A 12,364-nucleotide genomic window follows, 5' to 3' on the forward strand; every position below is an offset into this window, starting at 1 on the left:
TTATATTTTAGTTCCGTAGGCACCAACAAATGTTGATGGTGAAGGTGAGCTATAGGTGATACCATTTTTCATTGTAATTCCGGCCTGGTGATGGCGGGTAAAGTTGGTGATGCCTTTACCCAAAGCCGGTGAGTTACCTTGCAGGTGAAAATCCCATGCGGTATTAAAATCGGCATTGGTAACCGCTGTGTTTAGAGGATAGTTCACAAATTTAGGATCATTAGCCCCGGCAACATTGCTGATCACATCGTTTTTACCGCCTACAATATCGCCAGTTGGCTGAAACTGATTTACAGTCGCCTGATCGAAACCATAATACCAGTTATTGCTGTAAGCAGAACGGTTATCTTCAGGCTTTTTAGGATCTCTTTTCACCCCAAAACGGACATTGGCGAAAAGATTATTATACAGATCGGCACGTACTGTGCTCTCCAGCCAGATCGATCCGCCTTTGGCCGTTGGTCTTCTCCAACCCGTATTCACCATGGTATTGTTATAGGCAATAATATAGGCTTGTGGTGTTTTATCTCCAGTGTTAGATAATTTTAAGGCATTGGTATTCGTGCTATAAACCAGGTTATAGGCCACATCTGCCAAACAGCCCGATTTAAAGTTCATGGCTTCTCCTCCTGTTACGCCAGTGGTATAAAACACATTATTGGCAAAAATAATCTTTCCACCATCAATGTAAGTACAATCTTCCTGGAGGTTTCTGAAGATGCTATTTTGAACCACTAATTTGCCATTAGCATTGGCAAACCAGAGCGCGGGTAAGTTTTCTCCGGCTTTTGCTTTATAAAGTCCCATTTTAACCGATGTTGAAGCATCTGAAGTAGTTGATCCTGCGTATTCAAGAATTACATGATCAAGCACCAGTTCCTCACATGTTTGGCCGGCCAAAATACCTCCCCAAAGCTTTCCGAATTTTTTTGATGGGGTTTTATAAAACTCATTTACCGTAAACCTGATCGGATTTTCTGCAGTTCCAAGTGCGTACAGATTACCTTTTATAATAATTTCTGGTTTCGCAACTGTATCCATCAGCACCGTTACCCCCTCTTCAATCGTTAGTGTTTTCCCTTCCGGAATTACAATGTCGCCTTTAATAACCTGCGTACTGCCTTTTGCCCAAACCCCGGAAACCTCGCCAATTGCCGATCCATCAACAGCAGTGGTATCAACATCGATATTGGCTTTTTCACATCCTGCTATGGCCAGCACAACAAGGATTAATAATTTAAAAATCTGATTTGATTTCATGTCTTTGTATCTTTAAATTCTATTAATTAAACTTATATCTGAAGCCAACTAGGTAGTTTTGGCCGTAATAATCACTTCTGATCAAGGTGTTTCCATTTTTAACTAAATCTTCTTTGATATCGTTATTTGCCGGGTTTGTACCTTTTATAAATAGTTTTGTTGGTGTATTTAAGATGTTATTGGCTTTTACAAAAACACTGATGCCACCTTTAAAACGTTTCTCTGCAGAGGCATCCACCTGAACAAATCCTTCCTGCCACAAATCGTTATTTAAGAATTGCGAAACGGTGTTGATGCGCGGTCCCGTATAGGCACCTGCAACCTGAGCATCCCAGCCTTTTTTTGTGTCTTTAAACAATATGGACAGGTTGGCAATATGTGCAGACTGACCATAAAGCGGACGTTCCTGGTTTACATTGGCAGGCTCGGTATCTCCGGTAGTGCCATTAATAACCCTGGTGGTTTTAGTGGTGTTAATGCGCGAATGGGTGTAGGTATAATTGGCCTTAACACCTACTTTACTGAAATATTTAATGTAATCTACTTCTGCTCCGTAGTTATTGGCCGTACCAAAGTTTCCTGGACTATAATAAATATCCTGACCACGAACAGCATCGGCCTGAAAAGTATATTCAATTGGATTTTTTATCCTTTTGTAGAATGCACCAACCAATAATTGCTCTGAAGCGCCAGGAAAAAGTTCGTACCTTAAATCAAAATTATCAGCCAGTGCACGTTGCAGGTTAGGGTTACCACGTTCCTGAAATTCTTCGTTTACAACTTTTCCGGGTACAATTTCGTAAAAACCCGGACGGTTAAGTGCTTTGTAGTAAGAAGCATGCAACTGCGCTTTTTCTGTTAAAAAATATTTTGCAGTTAAACTCGGTAGTACGTCGGTATAAATCTGATTTCCTTTTGGAAAAGATTCACCTGCCGGAAAAAGAAGGTTATAGCCCTGATTGGTATGTTCTACTCTGGCACCACCGATTACTTCTAACTTAGCTGAAGTATATTTAAACATTCCATAACCGGAAGTGGTTTGCTCAGTTGCATCGTAGGTAAGGGAATTGGCCACCGCGCCTGTTGGATTGCTGACTACCAGATTCAGGTCGGTATAATTTTGGAAATTCACACCATAAATATCATTTGCATGATCTGCTCCCTGAGCCAGATTATAATTATTAAAGAAGCTGCTCCTTTTTTTATCGCGGTATAACCCTCCTGCCATAAGATCCAGTTTATGGGTTCCTGATAAAACATGGTAAGTCAGATCCAGGTAGCCAGCTAAGTCCTCGTCGGTATTGCGTTCCCATCTGCGCGTAACCGGATTGGTATTGACTAAACTGGTGCGTTTGCGTTGAAAATTCTGCTCCAACCCATTCAGGCTGATACTGGTATTTTCGGGTACATCATTTTTCGCCGAAGAATAAACAGCCGACCATTGCACCTTAAATTTATCATCAAAAAATTTATGGTCGCCATGAAGCGTAGTATTGTAAATCTGCTGCTCAGTTAAACGGCTACGGGTATCGTAAACCAATTCAGCATTCCCAGCTGTTGGATTATAAACCCCATTATAGGTAGTGGTTACCGCATCTCTTATCTGCTGATTTTTAAGGTTAACATATACATTGTATAAACTGATTTGGTGATCTTTATTAAAAACATAATCAATTTTTCCATGTAAGCCTGTGCGTTGTTGCTGTTCAGAAAACTCGCGGTAACTTTTGCTGGTAATTTTGGCATAAGCATCTGTACCTACAACCGAATTATTATAGAAAGTACTATTGCTGCCACGGAAAGTATTCTGATAACTTCCTGCCAGCACCACCCCTAACTTATTATCTAAAAATCGTTTACTTAAGGATAAACTTCCAATTAAATTAGGTGCGGGATTTTTATACTTATAATCGAGTGTTCCCTTACTAAAATCGTTTTGTGTGGCATTATAGTTTTTCCCGTTTATTTCGTAAGGCGATTTATAATTAATACCTGAAGCATCGTAACTGGCAAACTTGCGGTCGAAAAACAATTGGCTATAACCTGTAGAAACATTGGCATTTACCTGCAATAAGCCTGGAGCATTTTTCATCACCATATTAATGGCACCGCCAACGGCATCGCCCTCTAAATTTGGTGTAAGTGTTTTGTACACCTCTAAACGGTCGAGTAAATCAGAAGGAAAAAGATCAAGCGGAACATAACGGTATTTATTATCCGGACTTGGAATTTTCACGCCATTTACCAAAGTATAGTTGTAGCGTTTATCCATCCCCCTTAATATGGCGTATTGCCCATCGCCATTACTATTGCGCTCTATAGATACGCCCGAAATACGCTGCATCACGTTGGCCACTGTTAAATCCGGTGAAATCTCAATCGACCTTCCTGATACGATATTCATCAGCTGTGGCGCATTTTTTTCCAGGCGCCTTGCTCCCTGATCGGTAGAACTCACGGCATTAGACTTAATGGTGATGTCATCAAGGCTTTTCGAATCGCTCTCCATATAGAACTTTAAGTGATCGTTATCCTCTTTGAGTATCACTAAGGTTTTCTCAATGGTTTTGTAAGTAATGTAGCTTACACTGATTTTGGCAGCGCCTGCTTTTACATCCTTAAATTCGAAAGTACCATCTAATCCGGTATTGGTTGTGCGCCTTGGGTTCTCTAAAACCACTGTTGCACCTACAATGGCCTCTCCGGTTTGCTTATCGTAAACGTGGCCTTTCAGTTTTGTGGCATTAGCGGTGCCTGCACAAAAAAGAAGTAAAAACAGAATTTGTAATCGTTTATTCATTGCGTTTGGTCATGTCTTTTTATTATCGACGGGGCAAAGGTGTATACACCATTTTACACAAAGAAATTATTGAGGTTACATAAAGGCAACAGCGTTACAACAAGCATATATCAAAAGGCAACACAAAAACTCAACATACTGATTATAAATGATTTAAATACACATCAAAACGCCGTTATGCTTTCATTACCGTTACATTAACAAATTGTTAAGCCCTTAAAAACCAAAAAAACAGGTAATAATAATACAGCTGATGTAACGGTTATAACGCCTGGATAAATGCAGACAAATTATCGCCTTGCGCCAGATTCAGCTTTTTTCTTAGCCTATATCTCGATACCCTTAAGCTATCAGTAGATATACCAAGCAAGGTTGCGATATCGCCCGAATCGAGGTTCATTTTTAACAGTGCAATCAAGCGCATATCGGCTGAAGTTAGTTCACTGCTATATTTTTTTAGGCTTTCAAGAAACTGATGGTGCACCTGTTCGAAAGCCACTGTAAATTCTTTCCAGTTGCGTTCGTGATTAAAACTTTGATTAATCTCCGTGAGGATCTGGTTCATCTGCTTTTTCTGATCACGTTTATCCTCTTTTACCATCGCTTGTAAGGTACTCCTAAGATTTTCAAGGAATTGGTTGTGTTTAATCAGATTTAAGGTATGGGTAGACAGTTCCCTACTTTTAACCTCCAGCAACTGTTTCAGATTTTGCTCTTCGAGTTGAAGATTTTTGAGTGCCAGACTGGTCATATCATGTTCTATCGCTTTCTGCCGCGCCAGCATCTGTTGATCTCTTAATTTTAACCTTTGCCTGCTAAAAATAACAAAACCCAAAATAACCAATAATATCACTACAATTGTGGCAGAAAAAGCAATGATCCTATTCACCTTCCGATCGTTTTTCAGTTTATTTATCTCATCCGATTTTTTATTGATATCGTAAAGCACCTGCAAAAAAGCTACCTGCCGGGCACCGTCTTCTGAATACAGATCGATCGTGTATTTATAGCCAAGTTTTACATAGTGGTAGGCGCTGTCCATATTGTTCAACAGTTCGAATGCCTTGCCCAAATCTCTGCAGCAGGAGCTTAACTGATAGATATTACCCATCTTTTCGGCCAGTTTCAACGCAGTTTCGGTTTGTACAACACTTTCCTTATACCGACCTGTTTTACGGAGGATATCCCCCAAATTATTAATTACCTCAATACTCCCCAGGTCATTATGATCTTCCTGATATAAATTTAACGACTGTTTAAAATGTACGTGAGCAGAATCGTAACGCTCCAGATCTTCATATATACTGCCCAGGTTTTCATGTATCTTTGCCGCCCCACTTTTATCATTAACCTGCCCGTTTATTTTTAAAGCGAGTTTTTGATAGTAAAATGCGCTGTCGTAAAGTTGCCGTTTTTCGTATAACTGCCCAATATTGCCCAAAACGGTTGCCTGTCCGGTTAAGTTATTCGATCTTTTATAGATATCAATGGCTTTGTTATAGCTGTGCATGGCCTTGTCTTTCTGCTTCATATAATAGTAGAGCACACCCGCATCGTTAAGGTTAGCGGCCAATAAAAGCGATTGATTGGCATTGCTAAATATTTTATCAGCTTTTAAAAAGAACTCTAACGATTGACTGAAATGCCCCTGTGTATAACAAACCTTGCCCATTTGCTGCAAACATTTACCCTCTAAAAGTTCATCATTGTCATCTATAGATTTGGCGTATATTTTTTTTAATTGAGCCAGGGCTGCAGTCGGATCTTTTTGATTCAGGGCAATTATCGATTCGAATTTTTCTTCCTGGGCAATCGCGTTCGAAATGAAGAGTAGAAAAAGTAAAAGAGCACCAAAGGGTTTGATCATGTTAAAAGCATCAATATCAGGCAATGCTGAACAAAGAAAGAGCGTATATGTTAACTTAAGGTTAAGTTGAAAAATTAACTGATGGTGATAAAATACCAAATCTAATTTCAAAGCCGATTTTATATTAGCCCATTAAGTGATATTTTGTAATTTAGTGGTAAAACCTATTGATATGAATATTACCTATGAGATAGGTGTTATCCCTGCACCAGAAGCAGTAATTGAACTATTTGTTCAGGCCGGACTTAAAAGGCCAACTGAACCAGAAAGAATAGCATTGATGTTAAAAAATGCTGACCTATTGGTTACCGCATGGCAAGAAGATAAACTTGTTGGTATTTGCAGAACCATTACCGATTGGGTTTGGTGTGCTTACCTGGCAGATTTGGCCGTATTTACAGGATTTAAAAGCGCTGGTATAGGCAAAAAAATGATTGCTATTACACGCGAAAAACTCGGTGATCAATGTATGCTTCTTCTCTTATCTGTACCTACTGCTTTTGATTATTACCCTAAAGTGGGTTTTAACAAAGAAGATCGCGCTTTTAGCATCGAACGGATAAAATAATTTCGAAATATGAAAAAGATTATTCTAAACCTTGCCGTTACGCTTGATGGCTACATTGAAGGCCCTAATGGAGAAATTGATTGGTGCATTATGGATGGCGATGCCAATTTTAACGATTTTTTAGATGACATAGATTCTATTTTTTATGGGCGCATCAGCTATGATTTATGGGGAAATTACCAACCTGGAGAAGAAGAAAACGATCTGATGAAATCGATCTCCGAAAATATTAACAGCAAGAAAAAATATGTTTTTTCGCATAACAAAACCAGCGATAATACAGGTGCTACTTTTATCCAGTCGGATATTGTACAAAAGGTTAACGAAATAAAAAAGCTTCCCGGCAAAAACATATGGTTGTATGGTGGTGCAAAGCTAATAGCTACCTTTTTAAATGCCGGCCTGGTTGATGAGTTGCAGCTGGCTGTACATCCCGTAATATTGGGTGAAGGAAAATTGCTGTTCAGCGAAATTACCAGTCGGGTTTGGTTGACATTAAAAGAAACAAAAAGTGCACCATCAGGTGTTGTGCAGCTGATATATGAGGTGGTTAGAGTCGATTAGACCAGTTATTGAATGAGTGAATTTTGAATGAGCGAATAACTAATGACTAATGAACCAATTGTTAGTTTGGGGTTGAGCGTTTGGAGTCGATTAACCATTTATACAAAAAACCAACTAAAGATTGAAGTGTACCAATGACTAGTGAACGAATGACTAATGAACCACCATTGCTATGGAAGAAATAAAAAACGGCGTTAAAGCTTTTTATGCCAAAACCCAGGCCGATTGGCGCTTATGGCTCCCCGAAAACCATGAAAAAGAAGTGTCTGTTTGGTTAATTATCTATAAAAAAGATGCATCAGCAAATAGTTTACCACATAGCAACGCAGTTGATGAAGCCCTTTGTTATGGCTGGATTGATAGTTTAACAATGAAAAGAGATGATGAAAGCCGTTATCAATTTTTCTCCAAAAGAAAACCTAAAAGCAATTGGAGCACAATTAACAAGAATAAGGCTTTACATATGATAGCTCAAGGATTAATGAGCAACGCAGGATTACAATCAATCGAAATAGCTAAAGCCAATGGCATGTGGGATGCCCTTAACGATGTGGAAAATCTGATTGTGCCCGATGATTTAAAAAAAGAATTTGAACTCAACAAACCAGCACAAGCAAATTGGGATAAATTTCCCCGTTCTTCCAAAAAAGCCATACTAAAATGGATATCAGAAGCTAAAAGAACAGAAACAAGAGCAACAAGAATTAGCGAAACGATTAGGTTAGCTGGAGAAAATGTGCGGGTGAAGTAGAGGTTAGTCCGGAGTCTTTAGTCCGAAGTCCGATCGCCAGTTTACAGTTGTCTGTTATCAATTTGCAATAACCAGTAGAAAGTCCAGTGTCTGAAACCTTTAATCTAAAGTCGATTTATCATTCGAAATGTCACCGTGAGGAACAATTATTTCATAAAAATCAAAATAAGTGATATGAGTTTTTTATGGCATTTAAGGTGTGTGGAATCGTCATTGCGGGAAGGCTTTTTCAGCCGACGAAGCAATCTTTACTGCAAGGATCGTTGATATGAAAGATTGCTTCGTCGTTCCTCCTCGCAATGACGACTATTCTATTGAAGTCTGTCATTTAATAGTGCAATCGAAGGGCCAATTTAGTAGAGAGATAAGCGTTCAATTAACCGATTAAGCAAACAGACTATTGACAAATGAACCAATGACCAATGAACTAATGCATCTCTCTAATCAACGCCTCCATTAATTCTTTTGCAGAAGTATATTTTAAGTTTACCGCGTTTTGCCCCGACCAAAAATTGTACATATCTGTTTTGCCCTGTTCAATGGCAGCGGCTCTTAACGGCCCCATTAACCGGGTTTGCAATGGAAAGGGCAATACCTCAGTTTCATAACGAATAGCATTGGATATCCGGTTGGCAATCATCCGGCCCATTCTCCCTGTTAATGATTTAGAAAGTACTGTATTTTTTGATTCTTCGGAGAAAAGTTTTGCCTTGTGCATCGGCGTCGCATTAGATTCGTCGGTTACTAAAAAGGCGGTACCCACCTGGACTGCATCTGCGCCAAGCGTTAATGCTGCCCTTATCCCTTTTGCATCGGCAATGCCACCGGCAGCAATTATAGGTGTTTTTGTTTTCGCTTTTACCTGTTGGATCAATGCAAAAGTTCCTGTTAGCGATTCATCTGCTGGTTTAAGGAATGAAGGACGATGTCCGCCTGCTTCAAATCCTGTTGCTACAATGGCATCAACCCGGGCTTCTTCGAGTGCAAAAGCTTCATCCAATGTGGTTGCTGCACCCACTGTTTTAATGCCCAGCTTTCGTGCTTCGTTTAATATTTCTTTTGAGGGTATACCGAATATAAAACTAAACACGGCAGGTTTCAACTCGAAAATGGCTTCTACCTGTTTTAAAAATTTTGAAGGAATATTGGCATCAAAATCGGGTAAGGGAATACTCAATTCGTCGAAAAAAGGCTTGAATAATAGTTTAATCCCCTCTATTTTTTCTGATGGATAATTAAGCAAACGCTCATCTACATCATTTACCATTAGGTTGATGTTGTAAGGTTTGTCTGTTTTTGTTCTTACAATTTTATCGGTTTCGATAATTTCTTCAGGACTTAAGGCATATGCGCCGATGCTGCCCAAACCACCAGCGTTTGATACGGCTGCTAAAAGCTCTGGGGTTGAAAATCCACCGCCCATGGGGCCTAATAAAATCGGGTATTCGATTTTTAAAAGTTCGGTTATTTTAGTTCTGTTCCACATCTTAGTAAATTTTTACATTGGTCAATAATTTATTCACAATCACCCAACCCTGATCAGTTTTACTTAAAGATAAAAGATCATAATAATTAAAGTCAAAAATAGGCAGATGAACTTTCGCAATTGCAATAGAATTGATAATTTCTATCGACAATATTTCCATGCGGAATGTTTCATTGAGCTCCTGCGGACTTTTGCGCTTACTTACCCCTTCTAAATACTCATCCAGTGTTTTAAAATATGGAATGCCATTTACATCACCAGCCAATATAGACTGAGGGTGAAATATTTTTCTGAGCAGTGCGGTATCTCCATTAAAAACTCCCTTAAAATAAGATGACAGTACCGCTGCTATTGCATTTGCGTTTTCAGTGTAATTATTCATGGTTTTAATTTTTTTAAGGTATGCCCGGGCTTAATTATTTCCCCTTGCATACCTGGTTCTTGTTTTAATTTCTATCCTTAGCCAATGTGATGCCCCGCAACATGGCCTCCGTCTAAATTGATGATTTCGCCTGTTACAAAATTACTTTCTGCCAGGTATAGGGCGAGTTGAGCAACATCTTCTGTTTCGCCAATACGGTTTAATAAATGTAAACCCGCAAACGCATCTGCATCACTAATACCATTTTTGGCCTGTAACGGACTTCTAATAATCCCAGGTGCGATGCCATTTACCCGGATGTTGTTTTTGCCGAACTCTGCAGCCAATTGTTTGGTTAAAGCATGGATGCCACCTTTACTTGAAATGGGTGCTGTTGCAGGAAAACCTCCAATGGCATGATCTACCAATACAGTTCCGATGTTAATAATCGCACCACCGTCTTGTTTCAACATCTGCGTGATGGCTGCCTGAGTAGTGAAAAACGTGCCTTTTAAATTGATGTTCAAAAATTTGTCCAGGTGCGCTTCATCTACCTCCAAAAAAGGTTTTGGTTCAAAAATACCGGCATTATTTATCAGCACATCTACAGCACCAAAACGTGCTATGGCAGTTTCTACCAATAATTTACCTGTGCTCGTGTTGCTGATATCGCCAGCTACCATCGCCAATTGATGGTGCGAGCCTAATTCGTTGAACGCAGTGATTAAATTGTTTTCATTTGCAGCGTTGATCACCACATTGTGACCTTGTTTTAAAAATAAAGCTGCAATGGCACGACCAATACCTGTTGATGCGCCTGTTATAATTACAGTTAGTGTTTTCATAATTTTGATTATACTTGGTTATTTATTGTTTGCTGTTATCCCTTTTTCGCGTAATACCGATACCTGTTCGCCTGCATAACCCCAATCATCCAATTCGATCTCTTGAATTACTACATGGGTAAGCTTTGGATCTTTATCCAATACTTCGGTAATCAGTTTGGTTATTCCACTAATTAAGGTCTGTTTTTGTTCGCGTGTAACGCCTTCGCGGGTTACTTCTATTTTTACGTATGGCATGGCTGTTCGATTAAATAGTTAATGATGCGGTTAATTTTACGTCGAGCTCAAATTCATTGTAAATCAGGTTATCGCCAAGGTTGGTGAAAAAGTTACCTGATCTGAATTTCATGTTGTACTTGGTACGGTCGATAAAGATTTTACCAGAAGCTGTTAACACATTGCCATTAACCACAACATCTGCCGCAAAAATTACAGCATGTGTAATGCCTTTAATGGTTAAATCGCCAGTAACTACCGCATTATCTTCATTGGTTTGAGCAACATCTGTAATAACAAATGTGGCCTCGGGGAACTGATCGGTTGCAAAAAAATCTTCAGAGAATAAATGTCCGGCGAATTGTGCATTGGTTGCAGGGTCGGTAACATCCAAAATTACAATAGAGGTGGTATCTATAATAAAGTTCCCATTGCTGAGTTTACCATCGTTTAAACTTAGTGAACCCGATTTAATCGTGATGGTTCCGTTGTGTGCGCCGGTAACTTTTTTACCAGTCCAGTTGATGCTGCTTTGAGCGCTTACAATTTCAAATTTTGTAGTTTCCATTTCTTTGTTTTATCAATCATTAGTGATTTGACAATACAAAGTAAAGGAGGATTTTTACAGGGCTTAGGTGATGTACATCACATTCTGCAAACGCTATTTCTGTGCGTTGTAAAGTCTGCTCAGGGTTTCTCTGGAAACACCCAAATAAGCTGCAATTAAATGTTTGGGCACGAGATTATACAATTGCGGGTACATGGCCAAAAGTTCTTCGTAGCGGGCTTTGGTATCGTTATTCATAAAAGATAACAGCCTTTTCTGCGAAGCCAGATAGCCCCTGTTTGTTCTCCAACGGAAAAAATGTTCAGCCTGATGGATTTCGCTGCAGATTTTTTCGCGGTCATCGTTAGAAAGACATAACACTTCTGCATCACTAATGCAATCTACGCTTATGGTTGCACGGGTGTGGTTGTATAGGGCGCCATAATCTGAAGTCCACCATGTAGGCATAGCAAACTGTAGGATATACATCTTGATTTCATCGTTGATAAAAAAAGCTTTTAAACAGCCCGAGATCACAAAATATTCATGATCTACCTTATCTCCCTCGCTAATGATGGCCTGCCCCTTTTTAAAAGACTGTAGCTTGAAATGGGAAAATAAATAATCGAACTCTTTGTCGGTTAAAGTAGCGGTTTTTAAAATATGCGCTTTTAGTGTTTCTTTAGGATCCATAGCTTGAAATAAAGGTAAGAATTATTGGGGTTAGTCGGAAGTTGGAGAGTTCGAAGTCCGAAGTCTAGAGTCGGGAGTCTGGAGTCGATTAAACGATTAATATATATGCTGATTCCCAATCGAGATATTATCTTGAGTGATTATTTATTTCATAAAAATCAATATGATTGACATGATTTTAAGAGAATGAATAACCTCGGGGTATCGTCATTGCGAGAAGGCTTTTTCAGCCGACGAAGCAATCTTTATAGCAGGATCACTAGCAGGAAAGATTGCTTCGTCGTTCCTCCTCGCAATGATTGTTATGACTAATCCAAGTTTTATGCTGCTATTTTATAGTTGTTTTTATAATTAGTTTTACTTTTAATGACGGCTGCTACTCTAAGCACTATTTTGTTCCTGATGG

At 39.2% G+C, this 12,364-nt stretch carries 12 protein-coding genes; 3 read left to right on the forward strand and 9 right to left on the reverse strand.

The genetic code is table 11. The annotated features are described in order from the left end of the window. The 3 genes from ACTJKN_RS25000 to ACTJKN_RS25010 all read right to left on the reverse strand — a co-directional run bounded on the left by ACTJKN_RS25000 (nt 1) and on the right by ACTJKN_RS25010 (nt 6,038). Nucleotides 1-1,260 carry a right-handed parallel beta-helix repeat-containing protein gene (locus tag ACTJKN_RS25000; RefSeq protein ID WP_440828369.1) on the reverse strand — a complete coding sequence of 420 codons (1,260 nt, stop codon included), beginning with the start codon at nt 1,258-1,260 and terminating at the stop codon, nt 1-3. Between the two features lie 22 nt (nt 1,261-1,282). Further along, a complete protein-coding gene (locus ACTJKN_RS25005) occupies nt 1,283-4,060 on the reverse strand; it encodes a TonB-dependent receptor domain-containing protein (protein ID WP_440828370.1) in 2,778 nt (925 codons plus the stop codon). A gap of 262 nt (nt 4,061-4,322) precedes the next feature. Continuing rightward, a complete protein-coding gene (locus ACTJKN_RS25010; protein WP_440828371.1) occupies nt 4,323-6,038 on the reverse strand; it encodes a tetratricopeptide repeat protein in 1,716 nt (571 codons plus the stop codon). A gap of 61 nt (nt 6,039-6,099) precedes the next feature. On the opposite strand from ACTJKN_RS25010, the gene ACTJKN_RS25015 reads away from it, so the two are divergent. From ACTJKN_RS25015 to ACTJKN_RS25025, 3 genes are all read left to right on the forward strand, one after another. Then, nucleotides 6,100-6,495, forward strand: a complete 396-nt coding sequence (locus tag ACTJKN_RS25015; RefSeq protein WP_440828372.1) for a GNAT family N-acetyltransferase — start codon at nt 6,100-6,102, stop codon at nt 6,493-6,495. A gap of 9 nt (nt 6,496-6,504) precedes the next feature. Further along, the gene (locus ACTJKN_RS25020; RefSeq protein WP_440828373.1) at nt 6,505-7,059 is read left to right on the forward strand and encodes a dihydrofolate reductase family protein; all 555 of its coding nucleotides are present in this window, start codon (nt 6,505-6,507) and stop codon (nt 7,057-7,059) included. Between the two features lie 172 nt (nt 7,060-7,231). After that, nucleotides 7,232-7,810, forward strand: a complete 579-nt coding sequence (locus ACTJKN_RS25025) for a YdeI/OmpD-associated family protein (RefSeq protein WP_440828374.1) — start codon at nt 7,232-7,234, stop codon at nt 7,808-7,810. A gap of 427 nt (nt 7,811-8,237) precedes the next feature. Here ACTJKN_RS25025 and ACTJKN_RS25030 read toward each other — a convergent pair whose 3' ends face one another. The 6 genes from ACTJKN_RS25030 to ACTJKN_RS25055 all read right to left on the reverse strand — a co-directional run bounded on the left by ACTJKN_RS25030 (nt 8,238) and on the right by ACTJKN_RS25055 (nt 11,958). Next, nucleotides 8,238-9,296, reverse strand: coding sequence for an NAD(P)H-dependent flavin oxidoreductase (locus ACTJKN_RS25030; protein ID WP_440828375.1), 1,059 nt, complete (start codon nt 9,294-9,296; stop codon nt 8,238-8,240). Between the two features lies 1 nt (nt 9,297). After that, entirely contained in the window at nt 9,298-9,678 is a 381-nt protein-coding gene (locus ACTJKN_RS25035) for a nuclear transport factor 2 family protein (protein WP_440828376.1), read from the reverse strand. Between the two features lie 77 nt (nt 9,679-9,755). Then, on the reverse strand, nt 9,756-10,502 hold the full coding sequence (locus ACTJKN_RS25040) for an SDR family NAD(P)-dependent oxidoreductase (RefSeq protein ID WP_440828377.1): 747 nt from the start codon (nt 10,500-10,502) through the stop codon (nt 9,756-9,758). Nucleotides 10,503-10,520: 18 nt separating this feature from the next. Next, complete coding sequence (locus ACTJKN_RS25045) at nt 10,521-10,739, reverse strand: tautomerase family protein (RefSeq protein WP_131531439.1); 219 nt, start codon at nt 10,737-10,739, stop codon at nt 10,521-10,523. A gap of 10 nt (nt 10,740-10,749) precedes the next feature. Continuing rightward, entirely contained in the window at nt 10,750-11,286 is a 537-nt protein-coding gene (locus ACTJKN_RS25050; protein ID WP_440828378.1) for a YceI family protein, read from the reverse strand. 93 nt (nt 11,287-11,379) lie between these two features. After that, nucleotides 11,380-11,958 carry a Crp/Fnr family transcriptional regulator gene (locus tag ACTJKN_RS25055; protein WP_440828379.1) on the reverse strand — a complete coding sequence of 193 codons (579 nt, stop codon included), beginning with the start codon at nt 11,956-11,958 and terminating at the stop codon, nt 11,380-11,382. Between the last annotated feature and the right edge of the window lie 406 nt (nt 11,959-12,364).

The organism is Pedobacter sp. 22163, from assembly GCF_052045595.1.
Classification (GTDB): Bacteria; Bacteroidota; Bacteroidia; order Sphingobacteriales; family Sphingobacteriaceae; genus Pedobacter.

What these genes read in the sequence shown, in the direction of transcription:
- ACTJKN_RS25000 (WP_440828369.1), bottom strand. Translation starts at nt 1,260, where the DNA reads ATGAAATCAAATCAGATTTTTAAATTATTAATCCTTGTTGTGCTGGCC.
- ACTJKN_RS25005 (WP_440828370.1), bottom strand. Translation starts at nt 4,060, where the DNA reads ATGAATAAACGATTACAAATTCTGTTTTTACTTCTTTTTTGTGCAGGC.
- ACTJKN_RS25015 (WP_440828372.1), top strand. Translation starts at nt 6,100, where the DNA reads ATGAATATTACCTATGAGATAGGTGTTATCCCTGCACCAGAAGCAGTA.
- ACTJKN_RS25020 (WP_440828373.1), top strand. Translation starts at nt 6,505, where the DNA reads ATGAAAAAGATTATTCTAAACCTTGCCGTTACGCTTGATGGCTACATT.
- ACTJKN_RS25025 (WP_440828374.1), top strand. Translation starts at nt 7,232, where the DNA reads ATGGAAGAAATAAAAAACGGCGTTAAAGCTTTTTATGCCAAAACCCAG.
- ACTJKN_RS25030 (WP_440828375.1), bottom strand. Translation starts at nt 9,296, where the DNA reads ATGTGGAACAGAACTAAAATAACCGAACTTTTAAAAATCGAATACCCG.
- ACTJKN_RS25035 (WP_440828376.1), bottom strand. Translation starts at nt 9,678, where the DNA reads ATGAATAATTACACTGAAAACGCAAATGCAATAGCAGCGGTACTGTCA.
- ACTJKN_RS25040 (WP_440828377.1), bottom strand. Translation starts at nt 10,502, where the DNA reads ATGAAAACACTAACTGTAATTATAACAGGCGCATCAACAGGTATTGGT.
- ACTJKN_RS25045 (WP_131531439.1), bottom strand. Translation starts at nt 10,739, where the DNA reads ATGCCATACGTAAAAATAGAAGTAACCCGCGAAGGCGTTACACGCGAA.
- ACTJKN_RS25050 (WP_440828378.1), bottom strand. Translation starts at nt 11,286, where the DNA reads ATGGAAACTACAAAATTTGAAATTGTAAGCGCTCAAAGCAGCATCAAC.
- ACTJKN_RS25055 (WP_440828379.1), bottom strand. Translation starts at nt 11,958, where the DNA reads ATGGATCCTAAAGAAACACTAAAAGCGCATATTTTAAAAACCGCTACT.